The sequence below is a fragment of the Streptomyces sp. NBC_00582 genome, assembly GCF_036345155.1.
Taxonomy (GTDB): Bacteria; Actinomycetota; Actinomycetes; order Streptomycetales; family Streptomycetaceae; genus Streptomyces.
On the sequence record NZ_CP107772.1, the window covers coordinates 476,283 to 495,930 of the forward strand.

A 19,648-nucleotide genomic window follows, 5' to 3' on the forward strand; every position below is an offset into this window, starting at 1 on the left:
ATGACGCGGACTTCGACCCCGACGACGCGGCAGGACTGGCTGGACCTGCTGGAATCCACCCGCCTTCCGGCGGCCATGTGGGTGGACGGTGAGTGGGCGCAGGCCCGGGGCGGAGCCACCCTGCCGCTGGTCACGCCACGTGACGGCTCGGTTCTCGTACACCTCCCGGCCGCCGACGAAGGCGATGTCGACCGAGCGGTCCGGGGTGCCCGGCAGGCCTTCGTGGACCGCCGCTGGGCGGGGCTCGAGCCCCGTGAGCGGGGCGAGATCCTGATCCGCTGGGCCGATCTGCTGGACCGGCACCGGGACGAACTCGCGCTCCTGGTGGCCATGGAGATGGGCAAGCCGGTCGTCACGGCCCGTTCCGTGGAACTGCGCACCACGATCAACCTCATCCGGTGGTACGGCGAACTCGCCGACAAGCTGATGGACGAGTCACCGCGGGGCCGCGGCGAGGCGGTGGCCCTGGTCACCCGGGAACCCCTCGGGGTGATCGCCGCGATCACCCCGTGGAACTTCCCCATGACACTGTCGACCTTCAAGGTGCCCGCCGCGCTGGTCGCGGGCAACAGCGTCGTGCTCAAGCCTGCCAGCCAGTCGCCGCTGTCCATGCTCCGGGCAGCCGAACTGGCGCACCAGGCCGGTGTGCCGGCCGGGGTGTTCCAGGTCATCACCGGCAGCGGGCCGGTGACCGGCGCCGCGCTGGCGCGGCACCCCGACGTCGCGACCCTGACGTTCACCGGCTCCACCGGCGTCGGCAAGCAACTGCTGGGGTACGCGGCCGAGTCCAACGCCAAGCCGGTGTGGCTGGAGCTCGGCGGGAAGTCGCCGAACATCATCTTTCCGGACGCGCCGGACATGGCGAAGGCCATCGAGACGGCCGCCTGGGCGATCCACTTCAACTCCGGCCAGATGTGCACCGCCGGATCGCGGCTGATCGTCCACGAGTCGGTCCGGGACACCGTCGTCGCGGGCGTGGTCGAGCACCTGGCAGCACTTCGCATCGGCGACCCGCTCGACCCGGCGACCCAGTTCGGCCCGCTCTCCAGCGAACGGCACCGCCGCGAGGTCCTCGCCGAAGTCACCGCGGGCATCAGCAGCGGGGCCAAGCTGGTCCACGGCTCCGACAGTCCGCGCACCGGCCCCGGCTGGTACATGGACCCGGCCGTGTTCGTGGACGTCGACCCCGACAGCCGGCTCGCCCAGCACGAGATCTTCGGGCCGGTGCTGTCCGTACTCACCTTCTCCGACGAGGAGTCGGCCGTCCGGATCGCGAACAACTCGGACTACGGCCTCGGTTCCTCAGTGTGGACCGCCGACCTCGCCCGCGCCCACCGCATGTCCCGTGCCATCGAGGCGGGCGTGGTGTGGGTCAACTGCTTCGAGGAGGGTGACTCGTCCGTGCCCTTCGGCGGGCGCAAACTCTCCGGCCACGGCTCCGACAAGAGCGTCCACGGCCTGGAGAAGTTCACCGCCCTGAAGACCACCTGGATCGCTCTCACATGATGAAAGGCGGACACATGACGGACACCACGCGCATTGCCCTGGTAGGGCTGGGAGCCACGGGCCTGGCGATCGGGCGGGCGCTGGCGGGCCGCAGGGACTGCACGCTGGTCGGGGCGGCGGACATCTCCCCGGAGCGGGTCGGCCGCGATCTCGGGGAGTTGCTGGGCGGCACGCCGTCCGGGACCGCCGTCGTCGCGGACCCCGACGAACTGCCCTTGGCCGATGTCGCGATGGTGGCCACCACCTCGATGCTGGACGCTGTCGAGCCGGTGCTGTCGGCGCTGGTGCGGCGGGGGGTGAACGTGGTGAGCATCTGCGAGGAACTCGGTCATCCGTTCCTCAGCCATCCCGAGGTCTCCGGCCGGCTCGACAAGCTCGCGGTGGAGCACGGGGTCGCGGTGCTCGGCACCGGCTGCAACCCGGGCATGATCATGGACACCCTGCCGCTGCTGCTGAGCAGCCTGACCCAGCGGGTGCGGCGGGTGCGGATCCGGCGCACCGCCGACATGTCGCGCTACGGCGCCATCCTGACGAAATTCGGTCTGGGCCTGACCGAGGAGCGCTTCGCGGCCGAGCAGGGCGCCGGCCGGGTGATCGGGCATGTCGGCTTCGAGCAGTCGGTGGCGGCGCTGGCGGCAGGTCTCGGCCGGGACCTGGACGAGATCGTCGTCGATGCGCCCCGCCCCGCGCTGCTGGCCGCCGAGCCACGGAGCGGCGAGCACATCCGGATCGAGCCGGGGACGGTGGCCGCCGTGCTGCACGGCGCACGTGGGCTGAGCGGCGGTGAGGCCGTCATCGAACTCGCCATCCACTTCGGGCTCTTCCAGCCCGGCGACCCCATGGAGGACGGCGACGCCTGCGTCATCGAAGGCGACGAGCAGACCATCGAGGTCAGGGTGCCGGGCGGATACGAGAGCTTCCTGTCCACCGTGGCCGTGGCGAGCAACGCCGTGGTCGCTGCCGTCGGGGCCGCGCCGGGCTTGCGGACCATGGCCGACCTTCCCGTCGCCGCCCTTGCCAGCAAGGGCGCCTGGCGCCGCTGAGAAGCCGATCTTTCGATCTGTGGTCACTCCCGGACGGGACCGGGATCCGCCGCACCGTGAATACGAGAGGAGGTTCACCCGATGCCCGGTGACCTGTCGTTCGAACCGCTCACACCCGTTTCCTACCTGGACCGTGCGGCCGCCGCACACGGCGACCGACTCGCGGTGGTGGACGGCGACCAGCGGTGGACGTACGCGCAACTGCACGACCGGTGCCGTCGCCTGGCCGGAGCGCTCACCCCGCTGGCCGGCGGGCGCCCGGTGGCCGTGCTGGCGCCGAACACCCATGTCCTGCTGGAGGCCCACTTCGGCGTGCCCTGGGCCGGAGTGCCGCTCGTCGCGGTGAACACCCGGCTGTCCGCCCGGGAGATCGCGTACATCCTGGAGCACTCCGAGGCGGCGGTGCTGATCCACGACCCGGCCTTCGACGACCTCGTCGACGCCGCTCTCGCGCTACTCACCGCGCCGCCGGTACGCATCAGGGCGGGCGAGGGCGACAACGGAACGTACGAGTCACTGCTCGCCGACGCCGTCCCGCACGCGATCACCCCGCAGGACGAGCGGGCCCTGCTGGCGGTCAACTACACCTCCGGCACGACCGGCAGGCCCAAGGGCGTCATGTACCACCATCGCGGCGCCTACCTGCAGGCGCTGGCCATGGTGGGTCACACAGGGCTGTCGCCAACGGCCGTGCACTTGTGGACACTTCCGATGTTCCACTGCAACGGCTGGTGCTTTCCCTGGGCGGTGACCGCCGCGGCGGCCACCCACGTGTGCCTGCCGAAGGTCGACCCGGCCGAGATCTGGCGGCTCATCCGCGACGAGGGCGTCACCCATCTCAACGGGGCCCCGACCGTGCTGTCGATGATCGCGTACGCACCGGAGGCAGCCCCCGTCACCCCGGCCGTGCGGATAGCCACCGGCGGGGCCCCGCCCAGTCCGGCGATCCTGCGGCGGATGGCGGAGCTGGGCTTCGACGTCACCCACTTGTACGGGCTCACGGAGACGTTCGGTCCGGCGATGATCTGCGACTGGCGTCCCGAGTGGAACGGGCTCGACACCTACCAGCAGGCCCGGCTGAAGGCCCGGCAGGGCGTGGGGAACATGATCTCCTGCGCGGTCCGCGTCGTCGCGGCGAACGGCGCCGACGTCCCGCGCGACGGCGCGTCGGTGGGAGAGATCGCGCTGCGCGGCAACAACGTCATGCTCGGCTACTTCAAGGACCCGGCCGCAACCGAAAAGGCCTCCCCCGACGGCTGGTTCCGCACCGGCGACCTCGGGGTGATCCACCCCGACGGATACATCGAGCTGCGGGACCGCAGCAAGGACGTCATCATCTCCGGCGGCGAGAACATCGCCAGCGTCGAGGTGGAACAGGCCCTCTGTGAGCATCCGGCCGTCCTGGAGGCCGCGGTGATCGCTGTCCCGGACGAACGCTGGGGCGAGGTCCCCGCCGCCTACGTCACCCTGCACGCCGGCAAGGCGGCCACGCAGGCCGAACTCATCGAGCACGTCAAGAACCGGCTCGCCCGTTTCAAGGCGCCGAAGTACGTCGTGTTCGGCACGCTCCCCAAGACGTCGACCGGCAAGATCCAGAAGTTCGTCCTGCGGGACCGAGCCTGGGCCGCTGCCGGACAGTCGGTCAACGGGGCCGGCTGAACGGTGCGGACTCCTCGTCCGACGGGATTGTCACCGGCGCGGGAAGCGGTATCGGTGCCGCCGTCGCCCGAGCGTTGGCAGGTGCCGACGCGAAAGCGAGGAGATCGGCGGAGGACCGTGGGTCCCCCCGAGACGTTCCGGCGGATGCTCACGCTGATGCTGGAGCCCTTCCTGCTGACGCGGGCGGCTTTGCCGTACATGAAAGCCGGAATGGCCAACGGCGGCAGCTTCACCCTCGACGGCGGCTGGAGCGCGAGATGAGTCAGCCCTTGAAAGGCCGGATCACGAAGGCGAGAGGAAGGCGTGGACATGGACAAGACGATCGGTTCCGCGGCTGAGGCGGTGGCCGACATACGGTCAGGTTCCTCGGTGGCGGTCGGCGGGTTCGGGCTGTGCGGCATACCGCGGGTACTGATCGACGCATTGTTCGCGGTCGGCGCGACCGATCTCGAAACGGTGTCCAACAACTGTGGCGTTGACGGGGCTGGACTGGGCGTCCTGCTCCGAGCGGGCAGGATCCGCCGCACCGTGTCGTCCTATGTCGGCGAGAACAAGGAGTTCGCACGTCAGTATCTGGCCGGTGAGCTGGAGGTCGAGCTGACACCGCAGGGCACGTTGGCCGAGCGGCTACGAGCGGGAGGTTCAGGGATTCCGGCGTTCTACACCCCGGCGGGAGTAGGCACTCTGGTCGCTGACGGCGGTCTCCCGTGGCGCTACAACGCCGACGGCTCGGTGGCGGTGGCGTCGCCGGCGAAGGAGACTCGGGGGTTCCGCGGCCGGGAGTACGTGCTGGAAGAGGGGATCGTCACCGATTTCGCGCTGGTACGTGCGGCCAAGGGTGATCGGCACGGCAACCTGGTCTTCGACGCCTCGGCAAGGAACTTCAACCCGCTGTGCGCCATGGCCGGACGGATCACGATCGCTGAGGTCGAGGAGTTGGTCGAGCCGGGCGAACTCGATCCGGAGCAGGTGCACACACCCGGTGTGTTCGTGCAGCGCGTCGTCGAGGTCGGCACAGCAGGCAAGGGAATAGAAAAGCGCACCGTCCGGGAGCGAGCCGCCGCCTCCCCCGTGTCCGGCCCCGGTCACCAGCCGATGGAAGGTTGAACTGCAATGGCGTTGTCGCGAGGTGAACTGGCGGCGCGAGTCGCGCACGAATTGGCCGACGGGCAGTACGTGAATCTGGGCATCGGTCTGCCGACTCTCGTCCCCAACTACGTGCGGAACGGGGTGCACCTGGTGCTGCAGTCCGAGAACGGCATCCTGGGCGTGGGCCCTTATCCCTATGAGGACGAGGTGGATGAGGACCTGATCAATGCCGGCAAGGAAACGGTGACTGTCCTGCCGGGAGCGTCCTTCTTCGACTCGGCCTCCTCCTTCGGCATGATCCGCGGGGGCCACATCGATGTCGCGGTCCTGGGCGCGATGCAGGTGGCCGCCAACGGGGATCTGGCGAACTGGACCATCCCCGGAAAGATGATCAAGGGCATGGGCGGTGCCATGGACCTGGTCCACGGGGCGAAGAGGGTCATCGTGATGATGGAGCACACAGCGAAGGACGGGAGCCCCAAGATTGTTCCCGAGTGCACCCTGCCGCTGACCGGCAAGGGCTGCGTGCAGCAGATCATCACGGACCTCGCCGTCATCGACGTCACTGGTGAGGGCCTTGTGCTCCGTGAGACGGCACCCGGGGTCAGCGCCGACGAGGTCCGCAAAGCCACCGGCGCCAACCTTCTCAGCCCGTAGGGACACGTCCTGCGCAATGATCCGAGATTAGGCAGCACCGCAGGTGCGGCGACTCACCCTCGGCGTAGCCCTGTTCGATGACGGCGCGCAGTCCCCGCTCGTTGGTCCGGCGAAGTCGCAGCACCTGGTCGCGGTGGGGCTGCTTCAGGTCCCGATCTCGTGGTTGCCGACTAACGCCTGCTCACGGTGTGCCGCGTGGTAGCGCACCTGCGCATCGACCATCTGCCGCAAGTTGCCGGATCACGTCGCCGCCGGCGTCCAGTGCCGCGTGCCGGTCGGCGATCAGCACCCTCATCGTCTCGATCATGATCTCGCCGAGCAGGCCTGCTTCGAGCTCACGTGGCGGTGCGGACTCGGGCCGCGGATGCCGAACACGGCGCCGATGCCGGACATCGTCGTCGCGCGGTAGCCGCGTTCGGCGAACAGGCTCAGCGCCGCCGCGGAGATCGCCTGCGCGTCGACGGTCTGCCGCCTCGGCGGCACCTCCGCATCCCGTCCCGCCCAGTGCGACTCATCTTCGCCGTGGAGCGCCTCAATCATGCGGCCGGGGATACCCGCTACTGGTTGTTAGCTCGCTCACTGTGTCGTATCACGCATGCCTCTTGACAGTTCTCTGGTCAAACGATCAAACTCCAAGCTAATGACCATTAGCTCATGGGGAGTGGCATGACAGCCCGGCGTACCGCGCTCGTCACCGGCGCATCTCGTGGAATCGGCAGGGCCATCGCGGAGCGACTCGCGGCAGAGGGGTTCGACCTCACTCTGTCCGCTCGTACGGACGGGCCGCTCAAGGACGCCGCCGACGAACTGCGCGCCCACGGGCAGCGCGTGGAGACCGCGCCTGCGGACATGGCGGACCCGGCGGAGGTCGAGGCCCTCGCCGACGCACATCTCGAACTTCACGGAGGCCTCGACGTCCTGGTGCTGGCCGCGGGCATGGGCGCGGGTGGCGAACTGTCGACGTATCCCCTGAACAGGTTCGACACGATGATGTCGGTGAACGTCAGGAGCGCGTTGCTGCTCACCCAGCGACTCCTGCCGGCGCTCCGTACGGCCGGATCGGCGCCGTCGGGACCAGGCGCGAAGATCATCGCCATCGCGTCGATCACCGGAGTCGTGAGTGAGCCGGGTCTGGCCGCCTATGGCGCCAGCAAGGCGGCCCTGATCTCCCTGTGCGAGTCGATCACAGTCGCCGAGGGCGGGCGGGGAGTGAGCGCGACGGCGCTGTCCCCCGGGTACGTCGACACCGACATGGCGGCCTGGGTGCACGACCGGGTCGACCCCTCCTCGATGATCCGGGCCTCGGACATCGCGGAGCTCACAGTGGCGCTGTGCCGGCTGTCGCGGCATGCCGCAGTGCCCAACATCGTGGTCACCAGGCCCGGAGAAACGCTGTGGCGCGCATGACCACCGCCGGGGGAAACAGGGCCGGACGCGGCGGCCCGGGCAACGATCTGACGAGCCGGACGGAGTCACCGTAAATGTCCTTCGATTTCTCTCTCCCACCCCGAGTCGTGGAGTGGCGCGACCGGATCGCCGAGTTCGTGGCGGACGTGGTCGTCCCGCGTGAACAGGAGGCGTTCACGAACGGTGTGGACGACGCTCTGCGCCGGGATCTCCAGCAGGCGGCCAGGGCGGCCGGGCTCTGGGCGCCCCAGGCACCCGCGGACCTGGGCGGGGGCGGCTTCCGCTTCGACGAGGCGGCGGTCCTCCTGGAGGAGGCCGGCACCAGCCTGCTCGGCCCGCTCGCCCTCAACTGCGCGGCCCCTGACGAGGGCAACATCCACCTGCTGAACGTGGTGGCCACGCCGGCGCAGCGCGACAAGTACCTCGTTCCGTTGGTCAACGGCGACATTCGCTCCTGCTTCGCGATGACCGAGCCGCCGCCCGGCGCGGGCTCCGACCCGTCGGCCGTACGCACCCTGGCGACCAAGGTCGCTGACGGCTGGAGGATCTCGGGCGAGAAGCACCTGATCACCGGGGCCGAGGGGGCCGCGTTCACGATCGTCATGGCACGTGACGGCGGGAGTGACGGGGCCACCATGCTGCTGGTCGACACCGGCACGCCCGGCTTCGCGGTGACGGATCACGCCCGCACCATCGACTCGACCATGGTCGGGGGTCACTGCCGCGTGCTTTTCGAGGACGTCTTCGTTCCCGACGACGCCGTACTCGGCGAGCCCGGCAGGGGCTTCCAGTACATACAGGTCCGGCTCGCGCCCGCGCGCCTGACCCACTGCATGCGATGGCTGGGCGCCGCCCGCCGCGCACACGAGATCGCCCTGGGCCGGGCGGTCGACCGTGAGCTCTTCGGGCAGCGGCTGACCGACCTCGGGATGGCGCAGCAGATGATCGCCGACAACGAGATCGACCTGGTCGCGGCGCGGGCGTTGCTGTGGCAGGCCTGCTGGGAGGTCGCCCAGGGCGGCAGGGGCACGGAGTCGTCCTCGCGCGCGAAGGTGTTCATCAGCGAGGCCGTCGGGCGTGTCGTCGACCGGTCGGTGCAGCTGGCCGGGGGCCTGGGCACCAGCGAGGACCTGGTCATCGGCCGTATCTACGCCGACATCCGGGCGTTCCGCATCTACGACGGAGCCTCGGAGGCGCACCGGATGTCGATCGCGAAGCGGGCAGCGCGCCGGGCCGGTACCGCCGGACAGGGAAGCGGGGTCCGGTCATGAGCACCGATCTGCCCGGCCTGCCGGCCGCGAGCATCGAGAAGTGGCTCCAAGCGACGCTGCCGGATCTCCTGGACGGCGGCCCCTGGCACGCGGAGCTGATATCCGGCGGGCTGTCGAACATCACGTACCGCCTGCACCTCCCGCACACGACCGTAATCCTGCGGCGGCCCCCGCTCGGCCGGGTTCTTCCGAGCGCACACGACATGAAGCGCGAGTACCGCATCCAGACCGCGCTGGCGGGGACCGGCGTCCCGGTACCCCGGACCCTCGCGCTCTGCACCGATCCCGACGTCCTCGGCTGCCCCTTCTACGTCATGGCCGAGGTGCCCGGGCAGATCATGCGCACGGCGGACGACACTGCCGGGCTCACCCCCGAGACGCGCTCGGCGCTGGCCGACGGTCTGGTGCGCACCCTCGCGGACCTGCACGGTGTCGACCCGTCGAGCGCAGGTCTGGCAGATTTCGGACGGCCCCAAGGCTACTGCGCACGGCAGATCGTCCGCTGGGGCGAGCAATGGCAGCGCTCGCACACCCGCGAACTCCCGGACATGGGCGTCCTCCTGAACAGACTCTCGGAGCATGTACCGACGCACTCCGAGGCCTCGATCGTCCACGGCGACTACCGTCTCGACAACACGATCGTCGACATGACCGAGTCGCCACGCATCGCGGGCGTGCTCGACTGGGAGCTCTCCACGCTGGGAGACCCCCTGGCCGATCTCGGCATGACCCTGACGTACTGGCACGACGACGGCGACACGGACCGGGAACTGATCCCCGTGGCCGTGGGAGTCACCACGCAGCGAGGCTTCCCCACCAGCCGTGAAGTGGCGGAGAAATACGCCGCGTTGACCGGCCGGGACCTGAGCCTGCTGCCTTTCTACCTGGCCTTCAGCTCGATGAAGCTCGCCGTGATCTTCGAAGGCGTCCACGCGCGCTACCTCCGCGGCCAGACGGTGAGCGAAGGCTACGAAGGCGCCGGCGCGGCGGTCCCGGTCCTGGTCTCGAAGGCTCTCCGCGAACTGCGCGCGCTCGCGGGGGCGTAGGCGGGGGTACGGCCGCGGGACGAACGCATGCTCCCTGGAGCAGAAGCTCGCCGGAACCACGGCACGCATGCTCCCTGGAGCAGAAGCTCGCCGGAACCACGGCCATCCCCACCCCGTCAGCGCCTGCGCGCCTACTACCGCACCCGCCTCGGCACCTTCCGGCAGTCCCGTTCCCGGGGTGGGAAGGCGGTCACCCCGCCCTTCGGCGAGGTGACCGAGCAGGTCCGCCAGGTGTACGTCCATGACCGCCACCAGGCCATGACCGCCGCACTCGCCCGTTCCGCCCGCGGCCGCGTCGAGTTGGCCGTGGTGGACGCCATCCCGGTCGCCGGGGTCTCGTCATGAGGTGCAGAAGTTCCTCAGCCTGTCCGCCGCCTTGTCGATGTTGCTGAAGTCCGGGCCGGTGTCGCCGTTCAGGATGGCCTTGTCGAGGTCCTCGGCCCCCTTGTCGACGTCGTGTTGTCACCCGACGTGGCGTCGATGGATTCGCCGGTCCGCGTGGGGTCCTCGCCGCGTCACACCGGCCTGATGGATCGCCTTGATGCTGTCGGCGATGGAGTCGGCGCTGCCGAGGCAGCGCGGCGCCGGAGCGTCAAGGGCAGACGCCGGTCCGGGCGGTACCCGTCGATAAGGGAATTGACGGTGACGAGAGCAGCCCCATGGACGACCCACCGAGCGATCACCACATAGGACACGGTCTTCGTTTCACCGCCTTCCCACACTTGCCGGCCGCAGTCCGGCGATCGCGATTTCGAGTCCGAGGCCCCGGCGAGTCGACGGGAGGCGGCTTTCAGTCGCCAGAACGCCGGCGAGGACGGCGTGCACCTCCGAGGCTGTGATGTCATGTCGCACATCGCCGGAACGCTGCGCCGCGACGAGCAGAGATTCGAATGCTTCCGCTAGCCGCGCAGCGGATGCTTCGCCCTCGGTTCCGAACGTGCCGTCCAGCGCAGATGCGAGCGCCAGGTTGTCGCGGGCGGAATCGGCGAGCTCCCCGAGGAACGCGAAGAAGTCCTCGGCAGGGTTGTCACCAAGCGCAGCCGCCTGGTCAGCCAGATCGTCGAGTCGATCGGCGATGACCGCGGCCACGAGTGCTTCCTTCGTCGGAAAGTGTCGATGCACCGTGCCGGCGCCAACGTCGGCCCGCTCCGCGATGGCGTCGAGGGGCACGTCGACCCCATAGCGCGCGAATGCCTCGCGAGCCGCGGTGAGGATTCGTGCGCGGTTGCGGAGCGCGTCCGCGCGAGGTGCCCTTCTTCCCATCTGTCTCTCCTTGCAAAGCGGGGCTTGCGCCCCGTATATTTAGCGGGGCCATGACCCCGCTTACAGTCTAGGAGTAGGGCATGGCCAGCGCAGTCATTGGCGGCGACGGCGAGCCCGGAGCCCGCAGCCTCCGAGTCATCCTCATTGTGCCCCCACCAGCCCTTGCACAGGAGAAACGTTATGTCCGCTGTTGAGCAAATTGACCTGAGCGGCTTGAGCGCCCCGACCGGGGGCTCACAGAGACTGAACGGGCACCTTGTCCGACCAGAGGGCCCAGGGCCCTGGCCGGGCGTGGTCGTCGCACACGAGGTATTCGGTGTCAACGACGTGATGCTCCGCCAGGCCGAGCGCCTGGCCCGCGCCGGATATCTGACACTGCTGCCCGACCTGTACACGCAGGGCGGGGCACGGCGCTGCCTGATCCCGGTCATGCGCGCGGCATTGTCCGGAAGCGGACGCGCCTACCAGGACCTCGAAGCCGCCCGCTCCTACCTGGCGGCCCAGCCCGACTGCACCGGCGCGGTCGGCATCATCGGCTTCTGCCTCGGCGGATCCTTCGCCCTCATGACGGCTGGACGGGGTGACTACGCCGCGGCTTCCGTCAACTACGGGGGACTTCCCAGGGACCTGGACGTCCTCGCCGACGCCTGTCCCGTCGTCGCCAGCTACGGCGGGAAGGACCGCGCCCTGAAAGGGGCGGCCACCAGCCTGAACGAGACCCTCGACCGCCACGGAGTCGTACACGACGTCAAGGAGTACCCGCAGGCAGGCCACTCCTTCCTCAACGACGCGGAGGCCGGCCCCCGGCCCCTGCGCCCCCTGTTCCGCGTCATGGGCATCGGCCCGGAACCGGAAGCCGCCACAGACGCCTGGCACCGCATCGAGACCTTCTTCGCCACCCACCTCAAGACCCCCCAGACCGAGTAAGGGAAGTCATGAGAACCACCGAGACCCGAGGCCGCAGACACATCACAGACCCCGTGGTGTCGTCAGAGCGTCTGATGGTCTCGAGCGTGCGGTGGAGGTTCTCGGCCGCCCAGTCGACCAGGCGCCCCGCATAGCCGCCGTCCGCCCAGACGAGCCGGACGGAGAGGTAGAGCCTGCGCAGCCGCTCGAACAGAGGCACTGCGGCGTCCCAGTCCTGCATGTTCGCTGCGGTCACTGCGACGGCCAGGACCAGGTCGAGGCAGTCCACCGCCAGGTGTCATTTGCGGCCACCCACCCTTTTGCCGCCGTCCCAGCCGGTCGTGGAGCCCGGGATGTTCGCTGCTGCCCGCACTGACTGCGAGTCCACGACGGGCAGCCGCCGGGTCCACGTCGCGGCCCTCCTTCTGGCGCACCTTGCCGCGCAGCCCGGTCGTGGAGCTCGGCGAGCAAGCCCGTCACCTGCCGGCGGCGGGCGAACGCGTGCGCCCGCCGGTACGGCGGGAAGTCACAGGGCAGGTTGACCCACTTGACGCCGTTGTCGACGACTTGGCGGACTGCGTCCAGCATCACGCGGTGGCAATAGCCCTCCGGCCGCCCGCCCCGTCCCTGAAGCCACGCGGGGACCGGCAGCAGCGGCCGGAGGACCTGCCACTCCGCCTCCGTCGGGTCGGAGCCGTAACACCGCACCCGGCCCGTCCGCCGCGTTGCCGAACCTGTGCGCGAGACAGTCACACGCAGGAGACGGCCCGTTGGACTCCACGGACGCAAGCGCGACAGACTGCGACAACAGGGCCTCCTGGTACTGCTCGGTTGGGATCGCAACCCCGAGCTGCCAAGAGGCCCTGCCGCTATGCCCCGACCACCGAGAGATCACCCGGAACCCTGTTCGACTGATCAAGCCTGCCGCACGGTAAGCGGATGGCGTCTCAGGCCAGGCCTCGAGAGACTGTGCCAAGCACCCCCCACGAGCTGACGCAGGGAGCGGAGCAGAACGGCGCTACCGCCCCCCTGGCGCCTCAGGGCCCACCCGACGTTCGCGAGCGTGGCCTGCCGTGGGCGGCACCCGGCACGGCACTCGGGCCAGGACTTCGGCTCAGTCGAACGGCGTCTCAAGTGGGGAACGGCCACCCACCTTCCGTCCCACCCTTGCGTAACCTATCGAATATCGATAGTTTTCCATCGTGATTCGATAGAAGGAGGGGTCATGGGAAAGCTGACCGTGCGTGCGCTGCGCGCCGTGCTCGCGGTGGTGCTCGCCGGCACCGTGTTCGTGCAGGCCTTGATGGTGTGGACATTGGTCAGCGGGAACGACCCGGAGGACGGAACGCTCCCGCTGACGGCGCTGCGCCTGCTCACGACCCTGGGCATGGTGGCGGCCCAGGTCGCACTGGTCTGCGTATGGCAGCTGGTGACGATGGTGCGACGTGGCACCGTGTTCTCCCATGCCGCCTTCCGGTACGTGGACGGCGTGATCGGCGCCATCGTGGCGGCCGCCCTCGTATGGTTCGCGGTCACCGCCGTCAATGCGCCGGGCCAGCGGGACGACCCGGGCGTCACCGTGATCATGGGCGGGATCGGCATGGCCATCCTGGGGGTCGCGCTCATCGTGCTCGTGCTGCGGATGCTGCTCGCCCAAGCCGTCGCCCGCGACGTCGAAGCGGTGCAGATGCAGGCCGAGCTGGACGAAGTGATCTGATGCCGATCGCAGTCGGCATTGACGCGATGGCGGCCAAGCGTGGGATGTTCCGTTACTGGATCGCGGCCCGGAAGTCCGAGATCCTGGCCGAGTCGGGCGAGGCGCCGCATATGGTACTCGGCGAAGCCACATCCACCGCGTCTTCGCCTCCTGCGACCAGGAGGCGATCTTCGAGAGCTTTCCTTGCCGCCCCGGGTGTCGAGGGTGCCCACGAGAAGAGCGACATCGAGGAGCGGATCGGCTACTTCCGCCGCAACCGCTTGGGTCGGGACTTGGGGAGTTCTCCCCGCTCGGTGATCATTCGCATCCACCCTTCGAGGGTGGCGACGAAGTCGTCGAGGTCGGAAGTGGTGTAGGAGGCTCCTTCGTGGTCCCAGTCAGGGTCGAGGACGACAACGCGGAAGCCGTGACCGTGGTACCAGCCGGCGTCGATGTTGATCTCGCGGGCCTGCAAGCCACCCTTGCGCATCGCCTCCTGAGCGGTCAGCCACGGCGGTCGTGCGGTGCGCGCCCAGTACAGGTCCTCGGAGTCGTTGACCTCGACACTTCCATCCGGCAGGCGCCGGGCCATCAAGGTGTTGTAGACGATGTTCCAACCCATAGGGACACGCAGCGGGAGCAAACCCCAGTCCTCGGAAACAGCCGCGGCCAGCGGAGATTGAGGCGGAAGCCCGAAGATCGCGTCCATACGCCGACAGCATAGTCAGGGGATACGTCCTCTACGCAGGTCGATGTCGGATCTCGCCGCCCGTGGGACAGCTCAATGCGGTCACCTGCGCCTTCCGGACAGGGTCAGCTTCCACAGTTCCTCGCCATGCTGGTCATAGAGCTCGCGGTGAGTGTTGGCAAACCTCGCCATGGTGAGCCCGGTGATGGTTTTCGATCCTGCCGGGAGGTCGAAGGCGGGAACGGTGCCGCCGCCCGAGTTGAAGAAGACGAGTCGCCCGCCGGGCGCAAGGGCGGAGAGGGCGCGTGGGAGTAGCTCTCCACCGACTCCGTCCAGGACGACGTCGACTGGCTCCCCCCAGTCCTCGCTGTCGTAGGTCACGATTTCGTCGACGCCGAGACCGCGGAGGAACTCCGCCTTGGCCTGCGAACTCACGGCCGCGACGACCCCTTCAAAGCCCTGGCGTTTGGCAAGTTGGAGGATGAGCCTTGCGCTGAAACCGGCCCCGGGACGGTCGCCCATACGGCCACGGTGCCAGCCCCCTGATCACTGCTCAGCGGTGTCAACCACGACCGGCCGGATCAGCTTGACGGGCTCGTCGCCTGGCTCCTTCCGGACTCCGTCGGCGTCATACACGGTGTACGGTCCCATGAGCCGCGTGCCGGCAGTGCTGGCCAGGTACCACCGGCGGCCGATCAGAGCCAGCCGGTAGTACGGATCCAGGGGGTCGACATCGCTCAAGGACGGATCGATGCCACACAAAACGTCCACGCCGTGTCGCACTCCCAAGTGCTCTGCGACGCGGAGGTCAGGGTACGGCCCAAGTCCACAGTCGTACCTGCCCAGCACATCCAGGGAGAGCGGCCACGCCGGATCTTCGTTGGCCACCAGGCGTATCCACAGGTCCCCCATGTCATCCGCAATGCCAGCCTCGTCCGGCTGAACCACCAACTGCAGGCCAGGCGGGATCAATGCCACGAATGTGGCAACCACGTCGGCAACGGTGAGTGTTCGTGACACGGTGATACTGAACATGATCGTCACATAACCATGCTGGGCAGCTGCCACGAGCTGCATTTCGATATGTGTGTGGCAGACGAGCGTGCTCCCCGGTCACGGGGCGCGGGTGGCGAGGATGCCGAAGACCTCGTCCGTCGCCGGGACTTCGCACACTCCTGGGCCAGCAGCTGGTGAAATGCTCGGCGCGGATGATCCGGATCAGGCACGATTCGACAAGGGGGCCGGAGAAGTCCTCCAGGTACATCGCGGCGTCGGACTTCTCGTCCTCGCGCGCTGCAGGATCGTCGAGGATTCGGACGGGCAGCACCGCCCGCTCCTCGGGTGAGATCTCCGCCCGGCTCTCCAGCGATCTCTCGCCCGCTGTGCGGGGCCGTTGACATCGCTCCCGCACACGGCACACGGCGCACAGGCAGCAGCCCCTCCACCCCGGGCACATCACGATGACCCAGAACAGGTCGGAGTTCCTGGAGTTCCGCCGCCCCCTGCGTTCGCTGCACCCCTTGGACGTACGCATTGCGATCGTCTGCGACAACTACTCATCGCTCCTGACGACCGCCCTGTGCTGCTTCGCTCCAACGCTTGTCCCCCACCGCCAGGGCGGAGTATGTCTCCTTGAGTAGGAGGGTACGGTCGGCGCGGAAGCTCACCACGGTGTGGAGAAGCGGCATGAGTCTCGCGCCCGGCCCTACCGGCTTCGTTCTGCGGCCTGGACGCACGGGTCCACCGGTCTGCTTCAGGTCGGTGCATCCGTGGGTTCGGCTGGCGATGGACGGGACGGGCTGCCCCTTCGATCAGGGTGATGCTCTCGTCCGGGCGGTGCTCGCGTGGTCCGATCCGGTAGCTCTGCCGGCCGACGACCAGTAGCAGGACGGACCGCTGCTGTCCCGGGGCCACGCACGCGGTCGCCGCCGATGTCCGGACGTGCGCGGGGCAGGCTGCCCGCCGGCCGTGCCCGAATGAACAACGACGTCAATGGCTTGAACGGCCTGCCGGCCGCATGTCTCGTCGGCGGCGCGGAGTCGGGCGGGGGCGACCGGTAACGGGGCTTTCTTTGCTCCCTCTTGAATATTTTTGCCGAATCGGTGAGCCCGAACGGCACCCGGCACGTATTCGTCCTGGACCGCCCCGCCGGGCGATGAGTGACTGAACAGGTATCTCGACCCACAGGAGGAACAGTGCGGCTTTCGCGAAACATCGTGGGCACTCTTGTCGTGGGCGGCGCTCTGACCCTGACAGTGAGCGCCCTCGCCTACCCGTCGATGCTCGGTCTGACCACCGTGTCCACCTCGTCCGACCGGCTCATCGCCAACACCCAGTGGGGACCTTTCACCGAGAGCGACCGGGCCTTCGTGGTGGCGGTGCGGGCGGCCGGCCTCTGGGAGCATCCGGTCGGACTGATCGGGCTGGAGAAGGGGCAGAGCAAGGCCGTTCGCACCGCCAGCGAGCACCTGGTCGACGGACACGCGGCGCTGGACGAGACCTGCCGCAAGATCGCACCGATGCTCAACGTCGTCCTGCCCAACGTGGCCAGCCCTCAGCAGGAAGGGTTCGTCACCACACTGAAGACGTCCCAGGGCAAGCAGTTCGACATCGACTTCGCCAACATCCTGCGTATGACGCACGGTTCCATCTTCAACACCGTGGCGAAGGTCCGCTCGACGACGAAGAACTCCCTGGTGCGCGCCCTGGCCGACCAGGCCAACGACACCGTCCTGGACCACATCACGGTGATGGAGAAGACCGGTCTGGTCGACTTCGACACCACGCTGTTCAATCAGACCAAGCCGCCAACCCTACCCAAGTCGGACATGACTCCGCCGGTCCCGCCCGCCGGTCAGCCGCTGGTCGTCCTTCCCCCGCCGCCGAACGCCACGTCCACCCCTGCGGACCTGGGCCCGGCAATGAACGGCGCGGCCGCCGGCGGGTAGACGCCGGTGGGCCCAGGCCTCCTCGTGCGCCTGACCATCGGCTCCTGCCCCTGACCGCCCTACTCGGGCCTGGCTGGTGGCCTCCTCACCGAGGAAGACCTCGCCGAGCTCTCCTGAACGCGGACAGCGGCAAAAGGGAGCGGTACGCCGCCAGCGGAGCGGCTCACACCGAATCCGCCCACTCCGCGATGAGCCGTGTGGATCGCTCGGGGCGTTCCTCGTGCAGGTAGTGCCCGACCCCGGGCCACTGGTCCACGCGGGGGCCGGGCACGTGCAGCGTGCTCCGCTCCCAGGCGGCCGCCCCGGCCGAGGTCCACACCGTCAGGGCCGGCCGCAGGCGTCGGCGCAGATACGCCTCACTGTGCGGGCGGAGGCCGACGGCGTCCGGTTCCGTGTACATGCCGGCGTACGCCTGGGCGATGACATGGTCCGGGGTGCCGAGCATGGTGCGGATATGGGCGGTACGCAGCCCGGGCGGGGCCTGTGCGGAGAAGGCCCCTGCGACGAAGTCCGCGGCAGCGCGGGCTCCTCGCTTCCGGTAGGCGGCCAATCGCCCGGGATGCCGTCCACTTCGGCGCCGTGCGCGCCGTGGGCCGGGTCCAGGGCCACGACCGAGCGGACCAGCTCGGGGTGTCGTACCGCGAGAAGGTTGACCGCCTGTCCGCCCATGGAGTGGCCGACGGCCACCACCGGGCGGCAGCCGAGGTGTTCGAGCAGGGCCGCCAGGTCGCCCGCCACCTCGTCGGTGAGGACGAAGTCGGCCCGGTCCCAGGCGGTGGGTATCCGGGCCGGGCGGGCGGCCAGTGCCTGGAAGTCAGGCCAGTCGCGGGAGAGGAACAGAGCCTCCATGAGAAGAAGAGCAGCGGCATCGGCTTCGGCCGCACAAGGATCGTCTACGTCGGCTTCGCCAACTTCTCCGCGATCCCCAGCACACTTGCAGGAGCTGCGGAACCCTCGACCCAGCCAAGTCCAACGGCCCCGAAGGGCCGCTCTCCCCCACCTGCCCGGCGGAATGCGACCCTCCGTCCCCCGGACACTGTCGACGAGTAGCGAGACGCGGCGGGCGCGTCTGGCCGCGCCCGCCGCTCGCACCGTCGTGGGAACTCTATGCAGCGGCCGCCTGGAGGTGGACGGCTCGGGCGCGGACCACGAAGGGCCGGGAGAAGACGGTGATGGCGATGGATACGGCGGCCACAAAGGTGATGGCTGTGCCAGATGTGAAGTGCTGAGCAATGCCGCCGGCGATCACGGCCCCGATACCTTGCCACGTCATCCGGCCGGCGGACTCAACTCCCTGGACCTGGCCACGGACCGGATCAGGGGTCAACTCCAGAAGCTGCTCCTGAAGCGGCAGGGTGGCAGCGAAGCCGGCACTGGCGATGGACACCGCGGCTGTCGCCACCAGCACGGGCGGGTGGACGGCGAACAGCAGGAAGGGGGCGGCGAGCAGCAGTCGCAGGGCGAACGCGTAGCGGCGTCGCTGCTCGGCGGTGAACAGCCGCCCGACCACAAGGTCACCGAAGAGCATGCCTGTTGATCCGGCGGCCAGGAAGACGCCGGCGTGACAGGGGGCGTAGGAGATGAACAGCGCCTCGCAGCCAACGATCAGACCGTTGGGGACCCACAGGTTCAGCAGCAGCGCGCGTTGGCCGGAGTGGGAGAAGAGCTCGATGTTCGTCGTCCAGGTCTGGCGGAGTCCAGGGCGACGGGTCAGACGGATCGAGCGTTCCCGGACCGTCACCGCCACAATGATCGATCCACCGCCGGTCAGTGCTGTCGCCACGGCGAAGACCTCCTGCGGGCTCAGGTACCGCAGCAGTACGGAGCCGATGGCGTAGCCGAGGATGGCCATGCCTCCCGAGGTGATGTTCATCAGGGAACGTGCCAGTGCATGGGTGGAGGTCGGCACCACCTCCGCGAGCAGCCCCATCCGTGCGCCCGTTCCCAGGGACTGGAAGAACCCCAGTACAAGGAGCAGACCGAACCGGGCGGCGAGCGGCAGCCCTGGAACCGCCTGTGCGGCAACACCTACGAGCGAGACGCACTGGAGCGCGACGAGGGTCCGGCGGGGACGGCTTCCGTCCGCGACCGACATCAGTGTCAGCGCACCGAGAACCGTCGCGAAGGTGGCGCCGTACATGCTCACGGCGGTCAGGAACGGGGACTTGGTCTGTTGGTTGACCAGCGTGCCGAGCGCGAAGCCCGACATGGTGCTCGCGGCGACCGACAGTGTGAAGCCGGCGTACAGGCCGACGAATTCACGGTTGCGGAGCAGGTCACGGTAGGTGGTGGGTGGAGTGTCGTAGGCGGATGTGTCAGAAGGCATGAAAAAAGCCTTCGCGCGCCCAACTTGGGGCGCCGAAGGCCGCTGGATACAGCATAGCAAGTGCCGCAGTCCCCACCACGGCCCGCATCGGACCGGGGAGATGCGGACGCGGATACGCACCGGTCTCGGCAGTACCGCCCCTG

Annotated in this window: 23 protein-coding genes; 14 read left to right on the forward strand and 9 right to left on the reverse strand. The window is 68.8% G+C overall.

Annotated features, from left to right (window positions below):
* The 6 genes from OG852_RS02110 (at position 1) to OG852_RS02135 (ending at position 5,954) form a co-directional block, all read left to right on the forward strand.
* Positions 1 to 1,506, forward strand: coding sequence for an aldehyde dehydrogenase family protein (locus tag OG852_RS02110; protein WP_133917262.1), 1,506 nt, complete (start codon positions 1 to 3; stop codon positions 1,504 to 1,506).
* A gap of 14 nt (positions 1,507 to 1,520) precedes the next feature.
* A complete protein-coding gene (locus OG852_RS02115) occupies positions 1,521 to 2,549 on the forward strand; it encodes a dihydrodipicolinate reductase (RefSeq protein WP_330346891.1) in 1,029 nt (342 codons plus the stop codon).
* Between the two features lie 81 nt (positions 2,550 to 2,630).
* Entirely contained in the window at positions 2,631 to 4,208 is a 1,578-nt protein-coding gene (locus OG852_RS02120) for an acyl--CoA ligase family protein (RefSeq protein WP_133917264.1), read from the forward strand.
* Positions 4,209 to 4,325: 117 nt separating this feature from the next.
* Positions 4,326 to 4,469 (forward strand): hypothetical protein, encoded by a 144-nt coding sequence (locus OG852_RS02125; RefSeq protein WP_208117376.1) that lies wholly within the window; start codon positions 4,326 to 4,328, stop codon positions 4,467 to 4,469.
* Positions 4,470 to 4,517: 48 nt separating this feature from the next.
* Positions 4,518 to 5,315, forward strand: a complete 798-nt coding sequence (locus tag OG852_RS02130) for a CoA transferase subunit A (RefSeq protein ID WP_133917265.1) — start codon at positions 4,518 to 4,520, stop codon at positions 5,313 to 5,315.
* Between the two features lie 6 nt (positions 5,316 to 5,321).
* Positions 5,322 to 5,954, forward strand: a complete 633-nt coding sequence (locus OG852_RS02135) for a CoA transferase subunit B (RefSeq protein ID WP_133917266.1) — start codon at positions 5,322 to 5,324, stop codon at positions 5,952 to 5,954.
* Positions 5,955 to 6,257: 303 nt separating this feature from the next.
* Here the strand turns inward: OG852_RS02135 and OG852_RS02140 are convergent, their stop codons facing one another.
* Complete coding sequence (locus tag OG852_RS02140) at positions 6,258 to 6,494, reverse strand: TetR/AcrR family transcriptional regulator (protein ID WP_133917267.1); 237 nt, start codon at positions 6,492 to 6,494, stop codon at positions 6,258 to 6,260.
* A 126-nt stretch (positions 6,495 to 6,620) separates the two neighbouring features.
* On the opposite strand from OG852_RS02140, the gene OG852_RS02145 reads away from it, so the two are divergent.
* From OG852_RS02145 to OG852_RS02160, 4 genes are all read left to right on the forward strand, one after another.
* Positions 6,621 to 7,361, forward strand: coding sequence for an SDR family NAD(P)-dependent oxidoreductase (locus OG852_RS02145; RefSeq protein WP_133917268.1), 741 nt, complete (start codon positions 6,621 to 6,623; stop codon positions 7,359 to 7,361).
* A 74-nt stretch (positions 7,362 to 7,435) separates the two neighbouring features.
* Positions 7,436 to 8,632: an acyl-CoA dehydrogenase family protein gene (locus tag OG852_RS02150; protein WP_133917269.1), complete on the forward strand. Its 1,197-nt coding sequence runs from the start codon at positions 7,436 to 7,438 to the stop codon at positions 8,630 to 8,632.
* Entirely contained in the window at positions 8,629 to 9,678 is a 1,050-nt protein-coding gene (locus OG852_RS02155; RefSeq protein ID WP_133917270.1) for a phosphotransferase family protein, read from the forward strand. Before OG852_RS02150 ends, OG852_RS02155 begins: the two co-directional genes overlap by 4 nt.
* 210 nt (positions 9,679 to 9,888) lie before the next feature.
* The gene (locus OG852_RS02160) at positions 9,889 to 10,023 is read left to right on the forward strand and encodes a hypothetical protein (RefSeq protein WP_330346892.1); all 135 of its coding nucleotides are present in this window, start codon (positions 9,889 to 9,891) and stop codon (positions 10,021 to 10,023) included.
* Positions 10,024 to 10,383: 360 nt separating this feature from the next.
* On the opposite strand, the gene OG852_RS02165 is transcribed toward OG852_RS02160, so the two are convergent.
* A complete protein-coding gene (locus OG852_RS02165) occupies positions 10,384 to 10,941 on the reverse strand; it encodes a TetR/AcrR family transcriptional regulator (RefSeq protein ID WP_133917271.1) in 558 nt (185 codons plus the stop codon).
* Between the two features lie 180 nt (positions 10,942 to 11,121).
* On the opposite strand from OG852_RS02165, the gene OG852_RS02170 reads away from it, so the two are divergent.
* Positions 11,122 to 11,868: a dienelactone hydrolase family protein gene (locus tag OG852_RS02170; RefSeq protein WP_330346893.1), complete on the forward strand. Its 747-nt coding sequence runs from the start codon at positions 11,122 to 11,124 to the stop codon at positions 11,866 to 11,868.
* Here the strand turns inward: OG852_RS02170 and OG852_RS50845 are convergent.
* Positions 11,846 to 12,136 (reverse strand): transposase, encoded by a 291-nt coding sequence (locus tag OG852_RS50845; RefSeq protein ID WP_443064498.1) that lies wholly within the window; start codon positions 12,134 to 12,136, stop codon positions 11,846 to 11,848. The two genes, OG852_RS02170 and OG852_RS50845, sit on opposite strands and share 23 nt — an antisense overlap.
* The gene (locus OG852_RS02175) at positions 12,100 to 12,600 is read right to left on the reverse strand and encodes a transposase (protein WP_330346894.1); all 501 of its coding nucleotides are present in this window, start codon (positions 12,598 to 12,600) and stop codon (positions 12,100 to 12,102) included. Before OG852_RS02175 ends, OG852_RS50845 begins: the two co-directional genes overlap by 37 nt.
* Positions 12,601 to 13,072: 472 nt before the next feature.
* On the opposite strand from OG852_RS02175, the gene OG852_RS02180 reads away from it, so the two are divergent.
* Positions 13,073 to 13,564: a DUF2975 domain-containing protein gene (locus tag OG852_RS02180; RefSeq protein ID WP_330346895.1), complete on the forward strand. Its 492-nt coding sequence runs from the start codon at positions 13,073 to 13,075 to the stop codon at positions 13,562 to 13,564.
* A gap of 241 nt (positions 13,565 to 13,805) precedes the next feature.
* On the opposite strand, the gene OG852_RS02185 is transcribed toward OG852_RS02180, so the two are convergent.
* From OG852_RS02185 to OG852_RS02195, 3 genes are all read right to left on the reverse strand, one after another.
* Positions 13,806 to 14,252: a hypothetical protein gene (locus tag OG852_RS02185; protein ID WP_133917275.1), complete on the reverse strand. Its 447-nt coding sequence runs from the start codon at positions 14,250 to 14,252 to the stop codon at positions 13,806 to 13,808.
* An 81-nt stretch (positions 14,253 to 14,333) separates the two neighbouring features.
* A complete protein-coding gene (locus OG852_RS02190) occupies positions 14,334 to 14,753 on the reverse strand; it encodes a zinc-binding dehydrogenase (protein WP_133917276.1) in 420 nt (139 codons plus the stop codon).
* A gap of 24 nt (positions 14,754 to 14,777) precedes the next feature.
* Positions 14,778 to 15,275 carry a hypothetical protein gene (locus tag OG852_RS02195; protein WP_330346896.1) on the reverse strand — a complete coding sequence of 166 codons (498 nt, stop codon included), beginning with the start codon at positions 15,273 to 15,275 and terminating at the stop codon, positions 14,778 to 14,780.
* Between the two features lie 1,187 nt (positions 15,276 to 16,462).
* On the opposite strand from OG852_RS02195, the gene OG852_RS02205 reads away from it, so the two are divergent.
* A complete protein-coding gene (locus tag OG852_RS02205; protein WP_133917302.1) occupies positions 16,463 to 17,179 on the forward strand; it encodes a DUF4142 domain-containing protein in 717 nt (238 codons plus the stop codon).
* 321 nt (positions 17,180 to 17,500) lie between these two features.
* Here OG852_RS02205 and OG852_RS50850 read toward each other — a convergent pair whose 3' ends face one another.
* Positions 17,501 to 17,869 carry an alpha/beta fold hydrolase gene (locus tag OG852_RS50850; RefSeq protein ID WP_443064639.1) on the reverse strand — a complete coding sequence of 123 codons (369 nt, stop codon included), beginning with the start codon at positions 17,867 to 17,869 and terminating at the stop codon, positions 17,501 to 17,503.
* Between OG852_RS50850 and OG852_RS02215 the strand changes: the two genes are divergently transcribed.
* Positions 17,759 to 18,229 (forward strand): hypothetical protein, encoded by a 471-nt coding sequence (locus tag OG852_RS02215; protein ID WP_330346898.1) that lies wholly within the window; start codon positions 17,759 to 17,761, stop codon positions 18,227 to 18,229. The two genes, OG852_RS50850 and OG852_RS02215, sit on opposite strands and share 111 nt — an antisense overlap.
* 55 nt (positions 18,230 to 18,284) lie before the next feature.
* On the opposite strand, the gene OG852_RS02220 is transcribed toward OG852_RS02215, so the two are convergent.
* Complete coding sequence (locus OG852_RS02220) at positions 18,285 to 19,505, reverse strand: MFS transporter (RefSeq protein WP_330346899.1); 1,221 nt, start codon at positions 19,503 to 19,505, stop codon at positions 18,285 to 18,287.
* Positions 19,506 to 19,648: the final 143 nt, after the last annotated feature.

Coding starts and splice junctions, on each gene's coding strand:
- OG852_RS02140 (WP_133917267.1), bottom strand. CDS start 6,494: ATGATTGAGGCGCTCCACGGCGAAGATGAGTCGCACTGGGCGGGACGG.
- OG852_RS02135 (WP_133917266.1), top strand. CDS start 5,322: ATGGCGTTGTCGCGAGGTGAACTGGCGGCGCGAGTCGCGCACGAATTG.
- OG852_RS02180 (WP_330346895.1), top strand. CDS start 13,073: ATGGGAAAGCTGACCGTGCGTGCGCTGCGCGCCGTGCTCGCGGTGGTG.
- OG852_RS02190 (WP_133917276.1), bottom strand. CDS start 14,753: ATGGGCGACCGTCCCGGGGCCGGTTTCAGCGCAAGGCTCATCCTCCAA.
- OG852_RS02150 (WP_133917269.1), top strand. CDS start 7,436: ATGTCCTTCGATTTCTCTCTCCCACCCCGAGTCGTGGAGTGGCGCGAC.
- OG852_RS02185 (WP_133917275.1), bottom strand. CDS start 14,252: ATGGACGCGATCTTCGGGCTTCCGCCTCAATCTCCGCTGGCCGCGGCT.
- OG852_RS02170 (WP_330346893.1), top strand. CDS start 11,122: ATGTCCGCTGTTGAGCAAATTGACCTGAGCGGCTTGAGCGCCCCGACC.
- OG852_RS02145 (WP_133917268.1), top strand. CDS start 6,621: ATGACAGCCCGGCGTACCGCGCTCGTCACCGGCGCATCTCGTGGAATC.
- OG852_RS02165 (WP_133917271.1), bottom strand. CDS start 10,941: ATGGGAAGAAGGGCACCTCGCGCGGACGCGCTCCGCAACCGCGCACGA.
- OG852_RS02120 (WP_133917264.1), top strand. CDS start 2,631: ATGCCCGGTGACCTGTCGTTCGAACCGCTCACACCCGTTTCCTACCTG.
- OG852_RS02155 (WP_133917270.1), top strand. CDS start 8,629: ATGAGCACCGATCTGCCCGGCCTGCCGGCCGCGAGCATCGAGAAGTGG.
- OG852_RS02130 (WP_133917265.1), top strand. CDS start 4,518: ATGGACAAGACGATCGGTTCCGCGGCTGAGGCGGTGGCCGACATACGG.
- OG852_RS02220 (WP_330346899.1), bottom strand. CDS start 19,505: ATGCCTTCTGACACATCCGCCTACGACACTCCACCCACCACCTACCGT.
- OG852_RS02115 (WP_330346891.1), top strand. CDS start 1,521: ATGACGGACACCACGCGCATTGCCCTGGTAGGGCTGGGAGCCACGGGC.
- OG852_RS02110 (WP_133917262.1), top strand. CDS start 1: ATGACGCGGACTTCGACCCCGACGACGCGGCAGGACTGGCTGGACCTG.